Source organism: Herbaspirillum sp. (genome assembly GCF_035644555.1).
GTDB lineage: Bacteria > Pseudomonadota > Gammaproteobacteria > Burkholderiales > Burkholderiaceae_D > Herbaspirillum.
Genome location: NZ_DASQOH010000059.1, coordinates 36564 through 58812, shown reverse-complemented (window position 1 = coordinate 58812; position 22249 = coordinate 36564). Strand labels below are relative to the sequence as shown.

Below are 22249 nucleotides of genomic sequence, written 5' to 3'. Positions count from 1 at the left end.
CGCAGCATATTCGCCATTCGCCCACTTTGTGCGAGAATCGCACAAATAGCCGATTTTCTGCAGCAAGCCTGCAGTGACCGGCATCAGCTTGTCTTATCCACAGGGCGGGGACGCATGCAGCAAGAGCGAATCGACGAGGACATGGCCGAGGACGAGGCGGGGCCGCTGAAGCGCGACCTGGTGGCGGGCCTGGAAAAGGGCCTGCAGGTCATCGAAGCCTTCGACCAGGAGCGCTCGCGCCTGACCATCGCCGAGGTGGCGCATTTGACCGGGCTGACCCGCGCCGCCGCCCGGCGCTATCTCCTCACGCTGACCCATCTGGGTTACATGCGCCACGACAACAAGACCTTTTCGTTGACGCCGACGGTGCTGCGGCTGGGCCAGTCCTACCTGCACTCGGCTCGCCTGCCGCGCATCGTGCAGCCCTTGCTGTACCGGCTGGCCTATTCGCTGGGCGAGGCGGCCTCGTGCGGGGTGCTGGACCACGATCAGCTGGTGTGCGTAGCGGCGGTGAGCGCGGGGCAACTGGTCTCGACCACCCTGCAGCCGGGGACGCGGGTACCGGCCTATTGCACTGCCAATGGCCGCATCCTGCTGGCCAATCTGCCTCAGGCGCAGCTTGATGTCATCCTGGCCCGCGCCCAGCCGGAGGCCATCACCGTCAATACCATCACCGATCCCGAACGCCTGGCACTGGAGATCGCGCGCGCCCGTGCCCAGGGTTATGCGCTGGTGGATCAGGAACTGGAACTGGGCCTGCGCACCATGGCCGTGCCGGTGCGCAATTTCCGCGGCGAGGTGGTGGCGGCCATGAACATCAGTGTGCATGCGGCGCGGATGAAGCTGGAAGACATGGTCGAGCGCTGCCTGCCGGCCATGCTCAAGATCCAGGTGGAACTGGGCGCGCTGTTGTGATCCCTTGCACCCCTGCGCCTGCGCTGCCAGGACGGCCGGGCCTGCCTATTCTTCCACATGGGTGCGCCGATATTCCTTGGGCGTGACACCCATATGGCGCTTGAACAGCCGGCTGAAATAGGCCGGGTCCTGAAAGCCCAGTTCGTAGGCGATGGTCGCTACGCCCGAAGGCACGTAGGTGAGCTTGCGGCAGGCCTCCAGGATGAGCCGCTGCTGTGCCAGGTCAAAGGCCGAGCGGCCGGCCAGCTTCAGGCACAGGCGGTTCAGGCGGCTGGGCGTGATGCGCAGCTTGTCCGCATACACCGCGACCTGCCATTGTTCGCGGAAATGCTGCTCCACCAGCGTGCGGAAGCGACTGAACAGCTCGAAGTCGCCGCGTCCGGACAGCTCGGCCGAACGATGATCCGCTTCCAGTCGCACCAGCAGCAGCATCACGCTGCGCGCCAGCCATTCCAGCATCAGCGTATGGCCGGTGCGAGGTGCGGCGGACTCGGCGATCAACAGGCGTAGCAGGGTTTCCATGCGCGTGTGCAGGTCCGGCACCCGGCCCAGTTCGATCGCCATGGGGCGCAGGAACAGTGGTGAAAAAAGTTCGCCATGGGCATCGCCGCCGGCCGAAAACACCACGTGCGGATCGACGGTCAGCACGAAACCCACGGCCCGTTCCGAAAAGTCGAAACCGTGTACCAGCGAGGGGTAGATGGTGATGACCACCGGCCCGTCGTATTCCCAGACCTCGTCTTCCATCAGAGCGCTGACATGGCCCGACATTAAAAAAAGTACCTGAAAAAGACCGGTGTGGGTGTGCGGTGCAATATGCCAGTCATGGATGCGGCTGCGCGTCTCGATCAGTTCGATATGCACCGATTCCGCATCGTCCGGCCGCACAGCCTCGCCGTACAGGGAAAATTGGGGAACCTCGCTGGCGCGGGGTTTGCTGCGTGCCTGAGGCATGGTGTCTCCTTCGACTGTGCGAGAGCGACAGACGGATCTTGTTGGTATGTAAAAATAGTACAAGTTTTTGGCGTGATCATCCATTTTTAATTTGCCCTCTGCCGACTAAGATGGCCGCCATAACAACAAGAAAAACAGATGTGTACCGGCATTCCGGCGCCCCTGCGAAGGCGCGCGGATGTACCTGACCCTGATCACGGAGACCCCCATGCGTACCCAAGTTGCCATCATCGGCGCCGGCCCGGCCGGTTTGCTGCTATCCCACCTGCTGCATCTCAAGGGCATCGAATCTGTCGTGCTGGAGACCCGCAGCCGGGAAGAAATCGAATCCACCATCCGTGCCGGCGTGCTCGAACAGGGCACCATGGACATCCTCACCGAGACCGGTGTGGGTGAGCGGATGAAGCGCGAAGGCGCCCTGCACCACGGCATTGAACTGGCTTTCGGCGGCCGTCGCCACCGGATCGACCTGACCGAGCTGACCGGCCAGGCCATCACCGTCTATGCCCAGCACGAAGTGATCAAGGACCTGGTGGCGGCGCGCCTGGCGGCGCAGGGCCAATTGCTGTTCGGCGTCAGTAGCACCACGATCGAAGGGATCGAGAGCGACAAGCCGCGCGTACGCTTCATGCATGAGGGCGAGCAGCACACCCTGGAGGCCGATTTCATCGCCGGCTGCGATGGCTTCCATGGCGTCTCGCGTCCGGCCATTCCGGAGAGCCGTCGCCAGGACTACCAGCGTATCTATCCCTTCGGCTGGTTCGGTGTGCTGGTGGAGGCGCCGCCTTCCTCGGACGAGCTGATCTATGCCCAGCATGAGCGCGGCTTCGTGCTGGTGAGCACGCGCTCGCCTACGGTGCAGCGCCTGTACTTCCAGTGCGACCCCAAGGACAGCGTGGACAACTGGAGCGACGACCGCATCTGGAACGAATTCCACACCCGGCTGGAAAACGGTGATGGCTGGCGAGTCAAGGAAGGCCGGATCTTCCAGAAGGGCATCATCGGCATGCGCAGCTTCGTTTCCACGCCGATGCAGCACGGACGACTGTTCCTGGCCGGCGATGCGGCCCACATCGTGCCGCCGACCGGGGCCAAGGGTCTGAATCTGGCGGTGGGGGACGTCAAGCGCCTGGCCGAAGGAATCGACGGCTTCTATCGCAAGTCCAGCGAGGAAGGGCTGGCTTCCTACACCGAGCTGGCGCTCAAGCGCATCTGGCGCGCCGAGTATTTCTCGTGGTGGATGACCAGCATGCTGCACACCTTCGAGGATGCCACGCCGTTCCAGCGCCAGATCCAGCGCGCCGAGCTGGAGAATGTAGTCAATTCGCGGGCGCTGTCGACGGCGCTGGCGGAAAACTACGTCGGCGCCTTCTGAATCCGCGCCGCATCGCCATTCCGATGTTGCCGCCAGGATCCGCGCGAAGGCCGGATCACTGGTAACGGCCCGCTTCCGGCGGCCGTTTCTCCACGGCCCTGTCACCTTGTGCCAGCAGCCGGCGGTAGTAGCGTCGGGCGACGTAGACGCAGGCGTGCCAATAGCACTCTGCCCCGGCGAGCACTCCCAGGATGCTGCCGGGATGGCCCAGGCCGACACTGCGCCCCAGCCCCGCCAGCACGGCGCAGGCCAGCAGGCCCATCCAGGTTTGCCAGTGACGAAGCAGGCGCGGCGAGAGCCCCCGCCAGCGCGCCAGGCGTTGCCTGCGGTCAAGGCCGGCGAGTTCGGGAATCTGTTTGAGCGACCAGTAGATTTTCATGCCAGGCTCCGTTTGTTCCCGCCGTGGCGCGGGACGAGTGACGTGCTGCAATCTGGACATCGAGGGGGATGCATCGAGTCCTCATGGTGGCACAGCGCTCTGACAATGCACTGACGCTGCCCTGACGCCAGGATGTCAAGCAGCGGCCTGAGCGCCCCCCGGCGCCAGGCTCTACAATGCCGCCATGACCTTGCCCGAACTCCATGCCAGCCTGTGGGACCACCTGCGCCTGGGCGCCAGTCCCACCCGATCTCCCTTCACCATCTGGCAGCTCGCCACGTGCGGACTGGACGGCGCCCCGCAGTTGCGCTCCATCGTCCTGCGCGAGGCCGACCAAGCGGCCGGCACGCTGGTCTTTCATACCGACCGCCGTTCGCCCAAGCTGGCCGAGCTGGCTGCCGACAGTCGGGTCGCGATGCTGGGGCTGGACCTGGACCGTCATCTGCAATTGCGCCTGAACGGCAGGGCGCAACCGGTACCGGACAGCGCGCGTGTACAGCGCATGTGGTCCGGTGCGCGCCCGCATACCCTGATCCTCTACCAGACGCCGCACGCCCCGGGGACGGTCATCGCCCGGCCGCAGGATGGCCAGGTGCAGTCGCAGCCGGATACGGATGGTTTCGAGAATTTCACGCTGGTGGAGGTGGTGCTGGAGGCCATCGACTATCTGGACCTGAGCCCGGGCCGGCATCGCCGCGCCCGATTCCGCCGCGATGCGGGAGCGTGGCAAGGGCAGTGGATCGCGCCCTGAAGCGCCACCGGCTCAGCCCAGCATCGGATAACTGAAGCCGAGGAAGTGCACCGCATTGAGCGCGAAGTGCACGGCAATGGCCGCTTCGATGCGGCCGCTGCGCTGGTAGGCGATGGCGTAGCCGAGACCGGCCACGCTGGCCAGTGCGGCATAGGGCAGACCGCCGCCCAGGTGGGCCAACCCGAACAGCAGGGCCGACAGCAGCACCGTCAACGTCGTGCCGCCGCGCCGCCCGCGCAGAACTACCTGCAGACGTTGCTGCAGCAGGCCGCGAAAGAATGCTTCTTCGGCCACCACCGTCAACAGCAGGTTGAGGGTGAGAAACAACGCGGCCTCAGGCGGCCATTTGGGATCGGGACGCAGCATGCCTGCCAGGCAGCCCAGCAGCATCACTGCGGCGATGGTGAGCAGGCCCGGCAGCAGCGCGCGGCGCAGGGCGTCCCGCCATTCCTGTGGCGCATGACAGCGGCGCGTCAACAGGGCCAGCAACAACAGGCCGGCGGCGCCCTTGTCCAGATTCGCATGCAGCGCAAAGGGCAGCGCCCCGGCGCTGAGAGCCTGCCTCGGCAGCACCAGCGGATTGCTGAAGCCGGGCCAGCGATGCAGGGCCAGCAGCAGGCTCAGGCCGATCACCAGGCTCAGCAGCAGGCCGTCCTGCCATGCGTAGCGCGCATGGGGCAGGCGCCAGGCAGCGAGGCCCAACAGCAACAGGCCGAGCACACCGACCGCATCGACCTGCGCTGCGAGCAGGGCGGCCATCAGTGCCAGCAGCAGCAAGGCCAGCCACGGCGGCAGGCGCAGTGCTCCTGTGCGCGGCCGGGCCGGGAGCCAGACGGCGCAGAGGGCCAGCATCAACAGCAGGGCGCCAGTCAGCGGTGGCAGTGACAAGGTGGACATGGAAAATTGAAGCACGGCGTGCGCCGTTTCCGGAATGGCGAGACCGCTGTTTTACCATGGGCACCGGTGGGGCGGTGATGCACTCGCGCCGATTCGTTAAGACATTGCGCAATTTCGGTCAGGATTTAGGGTGCCGATTCTTGCACAGTACGTCCCGTGAACCGAGGACAAGATGAGTGATGCACGCAAAAAATCGTATGTGGCCCGTTTCGAGCGGGTGCTCGACCATATCGAACGTCATCTCGACGAAGACCTCGATGTGGATCGTCTGGCCGGCGTCGCCCATTTTTCGCGGTTCCATTTCCAGCGGCAATTCGCCGATTTCGTCGGCGTCGGGGTCGCTCGCTACATCCTGCTCATGCGCTTGAAACGCGCCAGCCTGCAACTGGCGTTCCGGCATGAACGCAGGATCATTGAGATCGCCCTGGAAGCCGGTTTTGAAAATCCGGAATCCTTCACGCGCGCCTTTGGCAGTGCCTTCGGACAATCGCCTTCGCAGTTCCGGCGTGCGCCCGACTGGCCGGCCTGGAACGAGCGCTATGTATTCCGTATCCCTGAAAGGAAAGTGGACGTGCAAGTCGATATCGTCGTCGTAGAACCCATTCTCATCGCCGTGCTGGAACACCGAGGCCCGGTCTCCACCCTCAATGCCACCGTGGCGCGCTTCATCGAGTGGCGCAAGTCCACCGGCCTGTCACCGGTGGAGCGTTGCCGGACCTTCGGGCTGGCCTGGGACAATCCCGATACCACGCCCCCGGAGCAGTTCCGCTTCGATATCTGCGGCGAGATCGAGGGGGCGCTACCCGACAATCCGCAAGGGCTGGTGCAAAAGCTGATTCCGGGCGGACGCTGTGCGCGGGTACGCCATGCCGGTGCGCACGAGCGCATGGCCGATAGCATCTATCCGCTGTATCGGCAGTGGCTGCCTGGCAGTGGCGAGGAATTGCGGGACTTCCCGCTGTACTTCCACTATCTCAACCTGCTGCCGGACACGCCGCCGGGCGAGCTGCTGACCGATATCTATCTGCCGTTGAGGTAGCGCTGCGGGAGCGCCCCGGAAGAGATCCGTTCAGGCCACCAGGGCCCGCGAGAAATGCGCCACCTGGTGCGCCGGCACCAGTAGCGGGATGAAGGAGGCGTCGTTCACGGCCAGCCAATAGGGCAGGTGGGGGCTGGCATCGAAGCCATAATTGCTGCCATCCAGTTGCCAGAAGCGCGGCACCGCCAGTGGCGGACGCACCGTGTTCTTGAGCTGGTCCAGGCTGGCCAGGCGCCGCGCACAGGGCTGGAAGCCGGTCAGCGCGGCACGCTCGCCGCTGGCGGCGAAGCCAGCCGTGGCGAACCATTCCAGTACCTTGCGCGGGCTGGCGTACAGGCTGGACCAGTCGTGCGCATTGCCATTGCGCACGGCCATGATGCGCGGGCCGCTGCTGACATACAACTCGACCATGCCCAGCAGGGCGCCGGGGACGGGGACACGCACTTTGGCAAACGGCATCATGGGCTGGGGCTTCCTTGGAGGGCTGATCGACTGTTGCCAGTCTAGCCAGTCCCGCTATCGCTGCCGATAGGGGAATTCCTGACAATGAGCTGTCAGCGCCGCAGGCAGGACGTCAGGAATTTCCCGATGCCCGCCGCGGCCATGCTCCTGTACAACGGTAGGTGGCAGTGTGCCTTTGCCTTAGCCGTTATCCAGGATGTCCCGAGAATGAATTTCCCCAGTATCGTCATGATCGATCCCAGCCAGGAAGCCGTCGAACTGGCGCGCTTCGCGCTATGGCGCGCGGGCCTGCATTGCGCCTTCCGGAGCTGTCCCGACGCCAGCAGCGCGCGCCGCTGTCTGCTCCAGGGCCGGCGCAGCGGGGATGGTGTGGCACCCTGCCTGATCCTGCTGGAATCCGACATGGGCTGCTGCGATGGACTGGAGCTGTTGCGCGAGTTGCGCGCCAGCAAGCATCTCTCGCAGGCGCCGGTGGTGGTGTTTCCCTCGCGTGACACGGAAGGCGAGCAGGCAGCGCTGGCAGCTGGCGCGAGTCACTACCAGCCCAAGCCGGTCGATGGCGAACACTATGCGCGGTGCGTGGTGGAGATGGTGCAACGCTGGTGCGACGCGCATGCGGCCAGGGAACCGCTGGCGGCCACCGTAATGAGGGAGGTCAGGCAGGGGCTGGCCCCCCATCCGGCGCGACGGCACGACGACCCACCCCGGCCGGAAGGCGATACCGTGCATTGATGCGGCTGCGGATGCAGCGGCCTCCGGGCGGAAGGCAGCAAAGGGCCGGGTGGCCCTTTTTTCATGGGCGGCACGGCTGGCGATGGGCCCTGGCCTAGCGGCGGGTCTTGATCTTGGGCGTGGGGAGGGCGGTCTTGTACTTGATCTGCTTCAACGCGAAGCTGGAGCGGATGTTCTTGATGCCAGGGATCTTGGTGAGATGGTCGACGATGAAATGCTCCAGCGTCAGCAGGTCGGGCACCACGATGCGCAGCAGGTAATCCTCGTCGCCGGTCATCAGGTAGACTTCCATCACTTCATCGAAGGCGCTCACCGCGGTCTCGAACTGGGCCAGCGCTTCGGCGCCCTGGCGCTCCAGGATCACCTTGACGAAGACGTTGACCTTCAGGCCCAGCAGGTGCGGATCGGCCAGCGCCACGTAGCGCGAGATGATGCCTTCGGTTTCCAGCCGCTTGACGCGCGCCAGGGTCGGGGACGGTGAAAGATTGATGCGGCTGGCAAGCTCCAGATTACTGATCGAACTGTTCTCCTGAAGAATGTTCAGGATGCGCAAATCGGTGGTATCGAGTTCCATTATCGAAATTAAATTCTGTCGGTTTCAGTTTTTCAGCACTGGATGCTGATTATTGTACGGTAACTTCCTGTTTTAAGTGACTCATGCCGGGTCATCCGGCGTATCGTAGTCCGGTAGTCCCATCTCGCAAGCAAGCCCTCATCAACAAGACCAGACCGAAAAGGCGCCGGGCGCGGGAGACCGATGGCGCGGCCTGTGTTTTACCGGCTTTTGGTCTCTTTGCATAGCAGCGATTGCAGCGTCAGCAGCTTTTATGCCGGCCCGCGTTGCGCCCGCCTCGGCGCGCCACCAGACAGGAGATCAGGAAGTGGACATGTCCCGCCCCAGTGACAGCGATATCGCCCGCGATATCGACATCGACGCCCAGGAAACCCAGGAGTGGTTGCAGGCGCTGCAAAGCGTGCTGGCCGAGGCCGGACCGGAGCGTGCGCGCTTCCTGCTCTCGCGCCTGTCGGCGGCGGCCCAGCAGTGGGGCGTGAACTGGCGCGATGCGCGCAATACCCCTTACGTGAATACCATCCGCCCCGAGCAGGAGCCGCCGTTCCCCGGTGGTTCGGACGCCCAGGCCATCGAGGAACGCATCGCCAGCATCATGCGCTGGAACGCTCTGGCCATGGTGGTGCGCGCCAATCGTGCCTATGGCGAGCTGGGCGGGCATATTGCCAGTTTCGCCTCGGCGGCGGACCTGTTCGAGGTCGGCTTCAATCATTTCTTCCGCGCCCGCGATGACAAATTCGCCGGTGACGTGGTCTATTTCCAGCCACACTCGGCGCCCGGTATCTATGCCCGCGCCTTCCTGGAAGGGGCCTTGAGCGAAGAGGATCTGGCCTATTACCGCCGGGAGATCGAGGCCAAGCGCGTCGGTCGCCAGGGATTGTCGTCCTACCCGCATCCCTGGCTGATGCCGCAGTTCTGGCAATTCCCGACCGGCTCCATGGGCATCGGTCCCATCAATGCCATCTACCAGGCGCGCTTCCTGCGCTATATGGAGCATCGCGGCCTGTTGCAGGATCAGGGACGCAAGGTGTGGGGCGTGTTCGGTGACGGCGAGATGGATGAGCCCGAATCGCTGGCGGCGCTCTCGCTGGCCTCGCGCGAGAAGCTGGACAACCTGATCTTCGTGGTCAACTGCAACCTCCAGCGCCTGGATGGTCCGGTGCGCGGCAACGGTCACATCGTCGATGAGCTGGAGACCCTGTTTGCCGGCGCCGGCTGGAACGTCATCAAGCTGCTGTGGGGCTCGGACTGGGACGGCCTGTTCGCGCGCGACCGCGACGGTGAGTTGGTGGACGCCCTGAACCGCACGGTGGACGGTCAATTGCAGACCTTCGCCGCCAACGATGGCGCCTTCAACCGCCAGCATTTCTTCGGCCAGACACCGGGCACCCGCGCTATTGGCGCCACGCTCACCGATGAGGAAATCAACCGCCTGCGTCGGGGCGGGCACGACATGAGGAAGATCTTCTCGGCCTACCAGGCGGCGGCCCAGCATCGCGGCCAGCCGACGGTGATCCTGGCCCAGACCAAGAAGGGCTACGGCATGGGCGCGGCCGGTGAAGGCAAGATGACCACCCACCAGCAGAAGAAGCTGGACGAGGAAAGCCTGCTGCAATTCCGCGACCGCTTCAAGCTGCCGCTGTCGGATGGGCAGTGCCGCGAACTGGCCTTCTATAAGCCTGCGCCCGACAGCGCCGAGATGAAGCACCTGCATGCCCGCCGCGCTGCGCTGGGCGGCTACCTGCCACGCCGCGATGCCGGCCAGGCGCGCCGCGCGGTGCCGGCACTGGAGGCGCATAGCAAGTTCGCGCTGGAAGCCGATGGCAAGGAAATGTCGTCCACCATGGCGCTGGTACGCCAGCTCGGCAATCTGTTGAAGGACCCGGAGTTCGGCCGTTACGTGGTGCCCATCGTGGCCGATGAGGCGCGTACCTTCGGCATGGCCAACCTGTTCCGCCAGGTCGGCATCTACTCCTCGCAGGGGCAGTTGTACGAGCCGGAGGACATCGGTTCCATCCTCTACTATCGCGAGGCCAAGGATGGCCAGATTCTGGAAGAGGGCATCACCGAGGCCGGCGCGATCTCTTCCTGGACGGCCGCCGCGACTGCCTATTCGGTACATGGCACGCCGATGCTGCCGTTCTACATCTACTATTCCATGTTCGGTTTCCAGCGTATCGGCGACCTGATCTGGGCGGCGGCGGACCAGCGTGCGCGTGGCTTCCTGATCGGTGCCACGTCTGGGCGCACCACCCTGGGCGGCGAGGGTTTGCAGCATCAGGATGGCAATAGCCTGGTGACGGCAGCTTCGATTCCCAACTGCGTCTCGTATGACCCGGCCTATGCCTACGAGCTGGCGGTGATCCTCGACGACGGCATGCGCCGCATGATGGAGCGCGGCGAGGACGTCTTTTACTACATCACCGTCACCAACGAAAACGAGGCCCAGCCCAGCCTGCCGCCGGGCGTGCAGGAAGGCATCCTGCGCGGCCTGTACTGCCTGGGTCGCAAGGAGAACGCGCAGGCGCGTCTGTTGGGTGCCGGCCCGATCCTGAAGGAAGCAGTGGCCGCCGCCGCGTTGCTGCAGCAGCACTGGCAGATCGAGGCCGAGGTGTGGAGCGTGACCAGCTATACCGAACTGGCGCGTGATGGCGTGGCGGCGCAGCGCAGCCAGCGTCTGTCGGGCGCGCACCCGCTGCCCTATGTGACGCAGCAACTGCAGGGCAGCGCTGCACCGGTCATCGCGGTGAGCGACTACATCCGTACCCTGCCGGAGAGCATTCGTGCCTTCGTGCCGGCGCAGTATGTGACGCTCGGTACTGACGGCTTTGGCCGCAGCGACACGCGCGTGAACCTGCGCGACTTCTTCGAGATCGATGCACGCTGGATCGCCTATACGGCGTTGTGCGAGGTCTGGGGAGAGGATCGTGCGCGGCTGGAAGATGCAGCGCGTACGCTGGGTATCGATACGGCCAAGCCGCTGTCGAGCACGATCTGATGCGCAAGCGGCGGGACACATGAAAGGCAGGCCCAGGGATTGAAAATCCTTCATCTGGCCGCGTCTGGTGTTTGTTATAGTGGAAACCGCCCGTGCATCACGGGCGGTTTTTTTATCCGCCGACGATGCACGTTCCGTCCATAAGATCATTGAGGAGTCAACACGATGGCTGCACCCAAACGTATCGCGCTGGTGACCGGCGCAGGCTCCGGCATCGGCCGGCAGATTACCCTGGCGCTGCTGCGCGAAGGCTATGGCGTGGCCCTGGCCGGACGTCGCCAGGATGCGCTGGAAGAGACCGTCAAACTGGCCGGTGAGCACGGTGCCAATGCGCTGGTGGTCGCCGCCGACGTGACCGACCCGGCCTCGGTCAAGCAGTTGTTCGCCAAGACGCGTGACCGCTTCGGCCGGCTCGACATGTTGTTCAACAATGCCGGCATCTTTGCACCGCCGGTCTCGCTGGAAGAGCTGAGCGTGGAGCAATGGAAGGCAGCGGTGGACATCAACCTGACCGGCGTCTTCCTGTGCACCCAGGAAGCGTTCCGCATCATGAAGGAGCAATCCCCGCGGGGTGGCCGCATCATCAACAACGGCTCCATCTCGGCCCATGCGCCGCGTCCGTTCTCGGCCTCCTACACGGCCACCAAGCATGCCATCACGGGCCTGACCAAGGCCACCTCGCTGGATGGTCGCGCCTATGACATCGCCTGCGGCCAGATCGACATCGGCAATGCCTCCACCGACATGACCACGCTGATGAAGAAGGGCACCTTGCAGGCCGACGGCTCCACCAAGGTCGAACCGACCATGGACGCCGAGCACGTGGCCAAGGCCATCCTCTACATGGACAGCCTGCCGCTGGATGCCAATGTGCAGTTCATGACGGTGATGGCGACCAAGATGCCCTATATCGGTCGGGGTTGATTCTTCCCGGCGGGATCGGAAGTGAAGAAGTGGCCGCAGTTGTGTACTGCGGCCATTTTCATTGGTGTTGTTCGGGCAAGCCGCGTCTAGCCGATAAAGACCGATGCACCGACGCCGAAGCGCTGGGCCAGTGCCTTGACCTGACGCAGATTCAATTCGCGCTTGCCGCGCAGGATTTCGGAGACCACGCCTTGTGAGCCGATCTCGGGCAGGTCGGATTGTGTGAGCTGATGTTGCTCCATCAGGAATTGCAGGACATCCACAGGAGAGACCTGCTGCAACGGGAAGTGCTTGTCGTCGTATTCGGCAATGAGGCTGCCGAGTGTATCGACCAGATCGGCCAGAGGGTGCTTTTCATTGCCGGCACCGGCGTCGAGCAATTGATTCAGGGTGGTGACTGCGCGGTCATAGTCATCATCAGAACGAATCGGCCGCAGCGGGATGAGAGACGACAAGGCCGCAAAGTGCGAGGTGATGTCGTCCATCACGTGTTTTTCGATCAAGGCTTCCATTGGTCGTACTCCCTGTGTGTGAAAACCTCCCGGATGTAGAGTTTCTGGCTGGCGAAGTTCACCAGCGTGATGATCCGGTATTTGTTGCCGCCCACATCGAAAATGATGAAGTCGCCCGCTTTGTCGATGGCGTTGAAGGCTTTCTTCAGTTCAGCAAAATGATCGAAGCTGCGCGACTCGATGATCTTGCGCCACGCTTGCAGCGGTGTCGCTGCTTGCGGGTGGCGCAGGGCAAAATCGGCCAGGGCTTTGTTGGAGATGACGCGCATGCATGGCATGATATCTCAATTTGAGATATTTGCAATCCGGCGTTGGGAATACCTATGTGATCGACGGGGAAGACGTCAGTCCCGGTCGCCCTTCATGCCTTGCCATTCAGGGGTGAGCTGCAGCGAAATGCCGAACATGTCCAGCACGCGCCCGAGGGTGTGATCGACCATTTCTTCCATCGAGGCCGGGCGCTGGTAGAAGCCGGGTAGCGGCGGGAAGATCACGCCGCCCATCTCGGTGACGGCGGTCATGTTGCGCAGGTGGGCCAGGTTGAAGGGCGTTTCGCGCACCATCAGTACCAGGCGACGACGTTCCTTCAGGACTACGTCGGCGGCACGGGTGATGAGGTTGTCGGAGAGACCATGCGCCACGGCGGCCAGGGTCTTCATCGAACAGGGCGCCACCACCATGCCGGTGGAGGCAAAGGAGCCGCTGGCGATGCAGGCACCGACGTCGCGCACGTTGTGCACCACGTCGGCCAGGGCTTCGACGTCCTTGCGCCGCATGTCCAGTTCCTGGTGCAGATTGAGCACGCCGGCTTCGGAAATCATCAGATGGGTTTCCACCTGACCATGCTTGCGCAGGTGCTCCAGCAGGCGCACGCCATAGATCGCGCCGGTCGCACCGGTGATGGCGACGATCAGGCGCTGGCGTGGCGGACTGGAAGTGGAACTCACGAGGGAAACCGGAGCAGGGCAGCGATGCGCCGGGTTTAGCCCTTGATCAGGTTCTGCAGTTCGCCCGAGGCGTACATTTCGCTCATGATGTCGGAGCCGCCGACGAATTCACCCTTCACGTACAGCTGGGGAATGGTTGGCCAGTTCGAATATTCCTTGATGCCCTGACGCACATCGGCGCTTTCCAGCACGTTGACGGTGACGATGTTCTCGGCGCCGCTGGCCTTGAGCAGCTGGATGGCCTTGCCGGAGAAGCCGCATTGCGGGAACTGGGCCGTCCCCTTCATGAACAGCACGACAGGGTTTTGGGTCACGGTTTCTTTGATCCAGGATTGGACGTCGCTCATGGCTATGCCTTTAAAAATGGGATTGCCGACATTATAGGGAAAAGCCGCCGCTCGCGTTGAAGTCGGCAGGGCCGCAGCGTGGTTGGGATGTGGCCCGAAATTTCTCGGAGGAAATCATTTATACGATTTCCGCATTGGACCTTGCCTTAAAGATGAGGGCGGGAGGTTCTCCTTCAAGGCTCATTGCGAGCTGCGCCGGGACGCGGGATCACTGTTTGCCACAGGAAATGAAACAGACCCCCGGCGCCGCAAAATGAAAAAGGGCGCTTGCGCGCCCCTTCCTCATGAAATCCCACCTTTCGCGTCACGCTGTCGTTGCGCACACGCCGGCAGGAATGGTCCCTGGGTCCTTGTCTTATGCCGCACCAGCCACTGCGTCAGTGGGGGTATCGTCGGGCAGACGCTTGGCCATGGAGTGGTGTTCCTGCAGCCGGTCCTTGTGCTTGATGACCTGGCGATCAAGCTTGTCGATCAGCGCGTCGATGGCGGCATAGAGGTCGTGCGCAATGCTTTCCGCATGTAGATCCTTCCCCTTGATGTGGACGTTGATTTCCGCTTTTTGGCGCTTTTCCTTTTCTGTGAGTTTATCTACGCTCAGGATCACGCTGACGTCGATCACGTTGTCGAAGTGGCGCTTGATACGAGCGAGCTTGCTTTGCACGTATTCCCGGATGGCGGGGGTCAATTCGAGGTGGTGTCCACTGATGGTCAGATTCATACAAGACTCCTATCGTGAAGTCACTGGAGGTTCGTGCGACTGATCCTCTACAGCTGCTGTACCACGGGCACGGTCTTCGTGTCGGATGGCATGGGCACCAGGTAGGGATGCTTGCCTGAACACAGCAACGGTACTACAGAAAAACTGAGGGAAAGCTCAGAGGGACTTGCGGAGATTGACTGGCGGAATCTTCAACACTTCGCGGTATTTGGCGACTGTGCGTCGCGCGACCACCATGCCTTGTTCTGCCAGCATATCCGCAATCTTGCTATCGGATAATGGGGTCTGCGGGTTTTCGGCTCCTATCAACTGTTTGATCAGCGCCCGTATCGCGGTGGAGGAGGCTTCGCCTCCGGTTTCAGTCGCGACGTGGCTACCGAAGAAGTACTTCAACTCGAACATGCCGTGCGGCGTGAGCATGTATTTCTGAGTTGTCACGCGAGAGATTGTGCTCTCGTGTAGACCCAGTGTATCAGCAATTTCACGCAGCACAAGGGGCCGCATCGCCACCGCGCCATGTGAAAAGAAGTTTCTTTGACGTTCGACAATAGCCTGCGCGACTCGCAAAATTGTATCGAAACGTTGCCGCATGTTCTTGATGAGCCACTTGGCTTCCTGCAACTGCGAGGACAGCGATCCTTCGCCCTTAGCCTGCTTGAGCGCGCTGGCATACATGGCATTGACGCGCAGCTTGGGCATGACCTCATGGTTGAGCATGACCTGCCAGCCGTTCTTTGTTTGTTTGACAATCACGTCCGGCACCACGTAGTCCGAAGCATCGCGCGCGAATTCGGCACCCGGATGCGGGCGGCACTGACGGATCACCGTCTGTGCTTCGCGCAGGTCCTCGTCGTCGCAGTCGAGGGCCTTCTTGATCTTGTTGAAGTCGCGCTGCGCAAATAAAGGAAGGTAATCCTCGACAATCCTCAAGGCCAGCTTGCGGGTGACGAAGGGCACCTTGGGCAGGCGGCGGATCTGCAGTGCCAGGCATTCGCCGGCACTGCGCGCGCCGACCCCGGCCGGGTCCAGGCTCTGCAGCAGCTTCAGCGAGATCGACAGTTCCTCCAGGTCGATCTCCAGTTCTTCCGGCAGGCGCGCCAGGATGTCTTCCAGCGGTTCTTCCAGGTAACCACTTTCGTCCAGCGCATCGGTGAGCAGTTCCAGCAGCGCACGGTCGCGCTGGGTGCGGGCGGTGACGCGGATCTGGTCCAGCAGGTGTTCGCGCAGGGTCAGCTCATGCGCTTCCAGCTGCGGGCGTGCATCGTCGTCCTCGGGCGACTTGCCGCTGCGCGCGACATCGTCGAAGCTCCAGTCGGATTCGCCGCTGACGCCACCCTCGGGACTGTTGTCGGGATAGTCGAAACTGGATTCGCCATCGGCGGCGGCGGGGGCGGCTTCGCCACCCGTTTCGCCGCCGGTTTCGGCCACGCCGCTGGAGGGTGCGCTGGAGACGGCGCCGTCGGCCAGCAGGCGCACCGAGTTGTCGAGCGCGTCGTCGAGCCGTTCGAGCAAGGGGTTGTCGGACAGGATCTGTTCCAGTTCCTGGTGCAGTTCCAGCGTCGACAGTTGCAGCAGTCTGATCGACTGCTGCAGTTGCGGCGTCAATGCGAGGTGCTGCGAGGTACGTAACTGGAGCGACTGTTTCATCTGTCTTTCTGGAAGCGGCGTGGTCCGCTGGTTGCAATCGTGGTGCTGCCGATGCCTGCCGGGGCTTACATACGGAAATGTTCGCCCAGGTAGACGCGGCGCACCGATTCGTTGGCGATGATTTCTTCCGGGTTACCGCTGGCCAGCACCGTGCCCTGGTTGATGATGTAGGCGCGATCACAGATCCCCAGTGTCTCGCGCACGTTGTGGTCGGTGATGAGCACGCCGATGCCGCGTTCCTTGAGGAAGCGCACGATGCGCTGGATCTCGATCACGGCGATCGGATCGATACCGGCAAACGGTTCGTCCAGCAGCACGAAGCGCGGATCGGTGGCCAGCGCGCGGGCGATTTCCACGCGTCGACGTTCGCCACCTGAGAGCGACAATGCCTGGCTCTCGCGCAGCTTTTCGATTTGCAGTTCATGCAGCAGGTTGTTCAGGCGACCCTCGATTTCATCGCGCGAGAGCGGCTTGCCGTCCTCCTGGCGCAACTCCAGCACGGCGCGGATATTGTCTTCCACCGTCAGCTTGCGAAATACCGAGGCTTCCTGCGGCAGGTAGGACAGACCCAGTGTGGCGCGCTTGTGGATCGGCAGGCGCGAGATGGGTGCGCCGTCCAGATCGATCTCGCCGCCATCCGACGGCACCAGGCCGACGATCATGTAGAACGAGGTTGTCTTGCCGGCCCCGTTGGGGCCAAGCAGGCCGACCACTTCGCCACTACGCACTTCCATGGAGACGTCACGCACTACCTGGCGCGCGCCATAGCTTTTCTTCAGGCCGCGAACGACCAGTGAGCTTGCCATCTTTACTGGTCCTTTCCGTTCTGACGACGCTGCGCCGGCGCCGGTGTAGCGGGCTGGGCGGGCGTGGAAGGCTGGGCGGCATCCGCCGGTGGCGGGTTCTTGGGCTGGATCACGGCAGTGATGCGTCCTGCCCCCGGCTTGCTTTCGCCGCTGGCGGTGTTGTTGACGGAGTAGAACTCGGCGCGGCTGTCATAGGAAATGAATTCGCCATTGACTTCGTCAGTGATGCGGTTGCCATCCATGCGCTGAATGTGCGCCCGCTGGAACAACTTGGAGACTTCGGTCTGCTCGGAATACTCGATGCGCTCGGCCTGGCCCTCGATCCACAGATTGGGTCCGCCGTCGCGTTTCTGGCGGAAGTTCGCCAGCGATCCGGGGGCGGCGTACAGAACCGCGTTTTCATAGCCATACTGGTCGGTCGTGAGCACCACGCGGCCCGCCTTGATGATCAGGGTGCCGCGGGTCATGACCACGTTGCCGGTGAAGGTCTTCACCTGGCGCACGTCGTCATAGACCATCTGGTCCGCCTCGATGTTGGTGGGCTTGGTGGAGTCCGCCTTTTCGGCGTGGGCCACGCCGCACACGGCAGCCAGCATCAGCATCGGCAGTAAGAGTGAGCGTTTCATGGATTTCCTGTCTGGTCGGTTCTTGGCGTTTTTATCCGGGGGACAACCGGGTTAGCGTTTCTTTGGCGTGGGTTCGTAATAACCGCGCACGTTGCCGAACAACTGCACGACCTGGGTGGCGTTGTTGGCCAGCATGCCCACACCGTTCAATCTGGTGGTGCCCATCGTCATTGCAACCGGTTTATCGGTCTTGACGATCTCGTCGTCAGGCAGCAGCAACAGGTATTCCGAGACCAGGTGCATGGGCGCGCGGCCGTTGGCGGCCCCACGGATGGCGTTGGCATTGCCATACATATGGATCTGGGTCTGGTCGTCGGTCACGCGTGCCGTGTCGGAATACAGTTCCATCGGAGGCTTGTCCTTGTCCAGGCTGTGAACCACGGGCTTGGTGATCTCGAAGGAGTCATCCAGCGGGAAGTGGACCATCCTGGTACCGGACACGTCATAGCGCGGCAGACCGGTGGGGCCCAGTTTCACGTAGCTGAAGTTTTCCAGGTAGTAATCGGGTTTGCCGCGTGGGCGCTGCACCGCATGCTGGTCACCGGAGGCGCGCAGCGCCTGCAGCATCCAGAAGCTGCCCAGAGCTGCGCCGATCAGGATCACCACGATCACCGCCAGCCGGATGCGCTCGGCGGCGCGTTCTCCGCTGCGCCCGCTCATGCCAGGTACGGCGCCAGCGCCGCCTCGTAGTTGCCCTGCGCAGCCAGGACCAGGTCGCAGACTTCACGCACGGCACCGTTGCCGCCGCTGGCCTGCGTCACGTAATCCGAGCGGACCTTGACCTCGCGATGACCATTGGCCACACAAGCCTTGAAGCCTACGCGGGTCAGTACCGGCAGGTCGATGATGTCGTCGCCCAGATAGCCACATGCGGCTGCCGTGAGCTGGGTGTGCTGCAACAGTTGTTCGAAGGCCTGGCGCTTGTCGTGCACGCCCTGGAAGACATGGGCGATGCCGAGGTCGCGCGCGCGCCGCAGCACATAGGGCGACTGACGCGCGGTGATGATGGCCGCTGCCGTGCCGTACTGCTGCATCAGCTTGATGCCGTGACCATCCAGGGCATTGAAGCGCTTGACGCTCTCACCCTCTTCGCCATAGTACAGGCCACCATCGGTCAGGACGCCATCGACGTCGAAGATCATCAGGCGGATACCGGCGGCCTTGGCGAGGGCAGCGGGCGGCAGGGAGCTGGCGAAGGCGGACGCGGTCATCAGATTACCTTGGCGCGGGTCAGGTCATGGATGTGCAGCGCGCCCGTGAGCACGCCCTCGGCATCGGTGACCAGCAACTGGTTGATACGAAATTGTTCCATCAGCTGCACGGCGTCCACCGCCAGCTGATCCTGGTTGATGCTTTGCGGCTGAGCGTGCATCACTTCGGCGATGCTGAAGCTGGTGAAATCCTGGCCCCGCTCCAGCAGGCGGCGCAGGTCACCATCGGTGAATACGCCGATCGGCCGGAACTGCTCATCCACCACGGCCGTCATGGCCATGCCCTTGCGCGTGATTTCCATCAGCGCGGCCGACAGCGAGACATCCGGACGCACCGCCGGGATGGCCTCGCCACTGCGCATCACGTCACGCACGTGGGTCAGCAGGCGGCGGCCCAGCGCACCGCCGGGATGGGAGCGCGCGAAATCTTCTTCCAGGAAACCGCGCGCGTCCAGCAGCGACACTGCCAGCGCATCGCCCATGGCCAGCGTGGCCGTGGTGCTGGCCGTCGGTGCCAGATTCAGGGTACAGGCTTCCTTTTCCACGCCGACGTTGAGGTGGATGGCCGCCATCCGTGCCAGGCTGGATGCGTCATTGCCGGTCATGGCGATGATCACCGCCCCCATGCGCTTGATAAGGGGCGCGATGGCCAGCAGTTCGGCGGTTTCGCCGGAGTTGGAAATGGCGATGAAGACGTCCCCGGCCGTCACCATGCCGAGGTCGCCATGCAAGGCTTCGGCCGGATGCATGAACAGCGAAGGCGTCCCGGTGGAGGCCAGGGTGGCGGCGATCTTGCGGCCAACATGGCCGGATTTGCCGATTCCTGACACCACCGCCCGGCCCCGGCACTGCAGTACGGCGTGCACGGCCTGCGCCAAAGGCTCGGCGCTGTCGTCGCGCAGGCGGCTCTTCAGCGCCAGGATGGCATCGGCTTCGATCTGCAGGGTCTGGCGCGCCAGCTCGACGGCGCGACGGGCATCCTCGGCGGAAAAAGATGCAGATGGGGTTTTGTCATCGGTTACACTCATAACCGAAGTATAAACGAATTAGCAAAGCAAAAAACTTGCCAGATGTAAGGGAGTGCTGCCGTGCCTGCTGTCGCGGGCTCGCTTTCATCGCGCCGCATCATGGCTGTATGAGGGGGGAGCTGCTCGATTCCTGCGCGCTACAGCGGCATTCGGTTGCGCTGCAGCAGCCGCTTGGTGCTCGCCGATTGCATGAATTAATCTGCAGTCCTGCCGGCTGGCGCATGAATTTTGCGCCCCAGGGCGGGGCAGGTCGGCAGGGCGGTTTTTGCCTTTCGCTGATTGTTTGCATTTTGTCCATTGCATTTCACAATAAACTCAACAAACGATGTTTTCCGGACTGGAACTGACTCTCTTCCTTCTGGCTGCGGCGGTGCTGGGCGTGGTCGCCTTCCGCATGATGCAGTTGCCGCCCATGCTGGGCTATCTGGTGGTCGGCATCATCATCGGCCCGCACGGGCTGGCCTTCGCCGAGGACAATGAAACCACCCACGCCCTGGCTGAATTCGGGGTAGTGTTCCTGATGTTTTCCATCGGCCTGGAGTTTTCCCTGGCCAAGCTGTCGGCCATGCGTCACATCGTCTTCGGCCTGGGCGTGGCGCAGGTAGCCACCACCATTGCCGCCACCATGATCCTGGCCTGGGGCTCGGCCATGGTGCTGCCGCAGTTCATCAACGTCAGCTGGCAGGCGGCCTTCGCGCTCGGAGGCGCCTTGACCATGTCCTCCACCGCCATCGTCTCCAAGCTCCTCACCGAAAGGCTGGAACTGGAAACCGAGCATGGGCGCCGCATCATGGGCGTGCTGCTGTTCCAGGATCTGGCCCTGGTGCCGCTCTTGATCGTGGTGCCGGCGCTGGCCAACAATTCCGGCAACATCATGGTCACGCTGGGTTGGGCGGTGGGCAAGGCGATGGTGGTGCTGGCGTTGCTGCTGTTCTTCGGCAGCAAGCTCATGCGTGGCTGGTTCCGCATCGTGGTCAAGCGGCGCTCGCAGGAACTGTTCATGCTGAACCTGCTGCTGATCACCCTGGGCGCGGCCTGGATCACCGAAAAGGCCGGGCTGTCGCTGGCCCTGGGCGCTTTCATCGCCGGCATGCTCATTTCCGAGACGGAGTTCAAGCACCAGGTGGAAGAAGATATCAAGTCCTTCCGCGATGTCCTGCTGGGCCTGTTCTTCATCACCATCGGCATGCTGCTCAACGTGCGTACGCTGGTCGATCACTGGTTCCTGGTGTTGCTCCTTTTGACCGGCCCGGTGCTGCTCAAGTTTGCCCTCATCGCCGGGCTGGCGAAACTGTTCGGATCGTCCAGCGGGGTGGCGCTACGGGTCGGCCTCGGCCTGGCGCAGGCGGGGGAATTCGGCTTCGTGCTGCTGAGCCAGGCCGGCGGACTCAAGCTGGTCGATCCCTTGTTGATCCAGGTGATCCTGGCAGCGATGGTGCTGTCGATGCTGGCTACGCCCCTGATCCTGGCCAAGTCCGACGCCATCGTCATGCGTTTTTCTGCCAACGAGTGGATGCTGCAGTCCCTGGCCCTCACGCAACTGGCCACCCGCACCATGGGTGTGCAGAAGCACGTCATCATCGCCGGTTTCGGCCGCAGCGGTCAGAGCCTGGCGCGACTGCTGGAAGAAGAGGGGATCGCCTACCACGCGCTGGAGATGGACCCGGAACTGGTGCAGGATGCCCGCAATGGGGGCGCCAATGTCTCCTACGGCGATGCCGCCCGGCGCGAAAGCCTGGTGGCCGCCGGCATCCATCGCGCGGCCGCCCTGGTGGTCACCTATGCCAGTACGCCTTCGGCGCTGAAGGTCTTGCATCATGCCGCAGAACTGGAGCCCGAACTGCCCGTGATTGTACGCAGCCATGACGATGCCGACCTAGAAAAACTGCTCGCTGCCGGTGCCACCGAGGTCGTGCCCGAAGCGCTGGAAGGCAGCCTGATGCTGGCCTCGCATGCGCTGGTGATGCTGGGCGTACCATTGCGCCGCGTGGTGCACCGCGTGCAGGATGCGCGCGATGAGCGCTATGCGTCGCTGCGCGGCTATTTCCACGGGATGTCCGATGCCGAGGCCGACGGCGTGGGCATGAACGTCCGTCTGCAATCGGTCACCCTGATCAGTGGTGCCAGCGCAGTCGGTCATACCCTGGCCGAGATCGATCTGCCCGCGCAATGCGGCGCCGAGGTCGCCATGCTGCGACGGGGCAAGCAGCGTCTGGATGCGCCTGATCAGGCGCTGCTCATGGCTGGTGACATCGTGGTCTTGCGCGGCAGTTCGGAGAGCATCCTGCGTGCCGAAAAGCGCCTCCTCAGCAAATGAGGGCAACCCCGCGCAATGAGGTTTTGTTCCCCTGGTACGGGAAATGCTAGTGTTGCCTGACGGTAGCGGCGCGGCTTATTCGCCTGCGTCGAA

Annotated in this window: 24 protein-coding genes; 8 read left to right on the top strand and 16 right to left on the bottom strand. The window is 63.1% G+C overall.

The genetic code is table 11. From position 1 onward, the window contains the following. The first annotated feature begins 114 nt into the window (after positions 1–114). Complete coding sequence (locus tag VE092_RS16820) at positions 115–915, top strand: IclR family transcriptional regulator domain-containing protein (protein WP_324878696.1); 801 nt, start codon at positions 115–117, stop codon at positions 913–915. A 45-nt stretch (positions 916–960) separates the two neighbouring features. Here the strand turns inward: VE092_RS16820 and VE092_RS16815 are convergent, their stop codons facing one another. After that, positions 961–1869: a helix-turn-helix domain-containing protein gene (locus VE092_RS16815; RefSeq protein WP_324878695.1), complete on the bottom strand. Its 909-nt coding sequence runs from the start codon at positions 1867–1869 to the stop codon at positions 961–963. A gap of 208 nt (positions 1870–2077) precedes the next feature. Between VE092_RS16815 and VE092_RS16810 the strand changes: the two genes are divergently transcribed. Further along, on the top strand, positions 2078–3244 hold the full coding sequence (locus VE092_RS16810) for a 4-hydroxybenzoate 3-monooxygenase (protein ID WP_324878693.1): 1167 nt from the start codon (positions 2078–2080) through the stop codon (positions 3242–3244). 55 nt (positions 3245–3299) lie between these two features. Here the strand turns inward: VE092_RS16810 and VE092_RS16805 are convergent, their stop codons facing one another. Further along, positions 3300–3623, bottom strand: coding sequence for a hypothetical protein (locus tag VE092_RS16805; RefSeq protein ID WP_324878691.1), 324 nt, complete (start codon positions 3621–3623; stop codon positions 3300–3302). A 184-nt stretch (positions 3624–3807) separates the two neighbouring features. On the opposite strand from VE092_RS16805, the gene VE092_RS16800 reads away from it, so the two are divergent. Then, complete coding sequence (locus tag VE092_RS16800; RefSeq protein ID WP_324878689.1) at positions 3808–4374, top strand: pyridoxamine 5'-phosphate oxidase family protein; 567 nt, start codon at positions 3808–3810, stop codon at positions 4372–4374. Between the two features lie 12 nt (positions 4375–4386). Here VE092_RS16800 and VE092_RS16795 read toward each other — a convergent pair whose 3' ends face one another. Further along, a complete protein-coding gene (locus tag VE092_RS16795) occupies positions 4387–5271 on the bottom strand; it encodes a CPBP family intramembrane glutamic endopeptidase (protein ID WP_324878687.1) in 885 nt (294 codons plus the stop codon). Positions 5272–5443: 172 nt separating this feature from the next. On the opposite strand from VE092_RS16795, the gene VE092_RS16790 reads away from it, so the two are divergent. Continuing rightward, positions 5444–6310, top strand: coding sequence for an AraC family transcriptional regulator (locus VE092_RS16790; RefSeq protein WP_324878685.1), 867 nt, complete (start codon positions 5444–5446; stop codon positions 6308–6310). 30 nt (positions 6311–6340) lie between these two features. Here VE092_RS16790 and VE092_RS16785 read toward each other — a convergent pair whose 3' ends face one another. Beyond that, positions 6341–6772, bottom strand: a complete 432-nt coding sequence (locus tag VE092_RS16785) for a hypothetical protein (protein WP_324878683.1) — start codon at positions 6770–6772, stop codon at positions 6341–6343. A 207-nt stretch (positions 6773–6979) separates the two neighbouring features. Here VE092_RS16785 and VE092_RS16780 point away from each other — a divergent pair, with 207 nt between their 5' ends. Beyond that, a complete protein-coding gene (locus tag VE092_RS16780) occupies positions 6980–7504 on the top strand; it encodes a response regulator (RefSeq protein WP_324878681.1) in 525 nt (174 codons plus the stop codon). A 94-nt stretch (positions 7505–7598) separates the two neighbouring features. Here VE092_RS16780 and VE092_RS16775 read toward each other — a convergent pair whose 3' ends face one another. After that, complete coding sequence (locus tag VE092_RS16775) at positions 7599–8078, bottom strand: Lrp/AsnC family transcriptional regulator (protein ID WP_006461679.1); 480 nt, start codon at positions 8076–8078, stop codon at positions 7599–7601. Positions 8079–8391: 313 nt separating this feature from the next. Here VE092_RS16775 and mdeB point away from each other — a divergent pair, with 313 nt between their 5' ends. Together mdeB and VE092_RS16765 are read left to right on the top strand one after the other, a co-directional pair. After that, positions 8392–11073, top strand: coding sequence for an alpha-ketoglutarate dehydrogenase (gene mdeB / locus VE092_RS16770; RefSeq protein WP_324878679.1), 2682 nt, complete (start codon positions 8392–8394; stop codon positions 11071–11073). A 165-nt stretch (positions 11074–11238) separates the two neighbouring features. Beyond that, positions 11239–11997, top strand: a complete 759-nt coding sequence (locus VE092_RS16765; protein ID WP_324878677.1) for an SDR family oxidoreductase — start codon at positions 11239–11241, stop codon at positions 11995–11997. An 86-nt stretch (positions 11998–12083) separates the two neighbouring features. On the opposite strand, the gene VE092_RS16760 is transcribed toward VE092_RS16765, so the two are convergent. From VE092_RS16760 to VE092_RS16710, 11 genes are all read right to left on the bottom strand, one after another. Then, positions 12084–12509: a helix-turn-helix domain-containing protein gene (locus tag VE092_RS16760; RefSeq protein WP_180671022.1), complete on the bottom strand. Its 426-nt coding sequence runs from the start codon at positions 12507–12509 to the stop codon at positions 12084–12086. Then, positions 12497–12778, bottom strand: a complete 282-nt coding sequence (locus VE092_RS16755; protein ID WP_182993024.1) for a type II toxin-antitoxin system HigB family toxin — start codon at positions 12776–12778, stop codon at positions 12497–12499. Before VE092_RS16755 ends, VE092_RS16760 begins: the two co-directional genes overlap by 13 nt. 75 nt (positions 12779–12853) lie before the next feature. After that, the gene (locus VE092_RS16750; protein ID WP_324878674.1) at positions 12854–13456 is read right to left on the bottom strand and encodes a UbiX family flavin prenyltransferase; all 603 of its coding nucleotides are present in this window, start codon (positions 13454–13456) and stop codon (positions 12854–12856) included. Positions 13457–13491: 35 nt separating this feature from the next. Beyond that, complete coding sequence (gene grxD / locus VE092_RS16745; RefSeq protein ID WP_324878672.1) at positions 13492–13803, bottom strand: Grx4 family monothiol glutaredoxin; 312 nt, start codon at positions 13801–13803, stop codon at positions 13492–13494. Positions 13804–14158: 355 nt separating this feature from the next. After that, positions 14159–14521 (bottom strand): ribosome hibernation-promoting factor, HPF/YfiA family, encoded by a 363-nt coding sequence (gene hpf / locus VE092_RS16740; protein WP_006461684.1) that lies wholly within the window; start codon positions 14519–14521, stop codon positions 14159–14161. Positions 14522–14677: 156 nt separating this feature from the next. Beyond that, a complete protein-coding gene (locus VE092_RS16735) occupies positions 14678–16168 on the bottom strand; it encodes an RNA polymerase factor sigma-54 (protein ID WP_324878669.1) in 1491 nt (496 codons plus the stop codon). Between the two features lie 65 nt (positions 16169–16233). Then, a complete protein-coding gene (gene lptB / locus VE092_RS16730) occupies positions 16234–16974 on the bottom strand; it encodes an LPS export ABC transporter ATP-binding protein (RefSeq protein ID WP_324878666.1) in 741 nt (246 codons plus the stop codon). Positions 16975–16976: 2 nt separating this feature from the next. Next, entirely contained in the window at positions 16977–17600 is a 624-nt protein-coding gene (lptA, locus tag VE092_RS16725) for a lipopolysaccharide transport periplasmic protein LptA (protein ID WP_324878664.1), read from the bottom strand. A 51-nt stretch (positions 17601–17651) separates the two neighbouring features. Beyond that, positions 17652–18260, bottom strand: coding sequence for an LPS export ABC transporter periplasmic protein LptC (gene lptC / locus VE092_RS16720; protein WP_324878662.1), 609 nt, complete (start codon positions 18258–18260; stop codon positions 17652–17654). Beyond that, entirely contained in the window at positions 18257–18811 is a 555-nt protein-coding gene (locus tag VE092_RS16715) for an HAD family hydrolase (RefSeq protein ID WP_324878660.1), read from the bottom strand. The genes lptC and VE092_RS16715 overlap by 4 nt, the downstream gene beginning before the upstream one ends. After that, on the bottom strand, positions 18811–19839 hold the full coding sequence (locus VE092_RS16710) for a KpsF/GutQ family sugar-phosphate isomerase (RefSeq protein WP_324878658.1): 1029 nt from the start codon (positions 19837–19839) through the stop codon (positions 18811–18813). Before VE092_RS16710 ends, VE092_RS16715 begins: the two co-directional genes overlap by 1 nt. Positions 19840–20164: 325 nt before the next feature. On the opposite strand from VE092_RS16710, the gene VE092_RS16705 reads away from it, so the two are divergent. Further along, entirely contained in the window at positions 20165–22156 is a 1992-nt protein-coding gene (locus tag VE092_RS16705) for a cation:proton antiporter (protein WP_324878656.1), read from the top strand. The last annotated feature ends 93 nt before the right edge of the window (positions 22157–22249 follow it).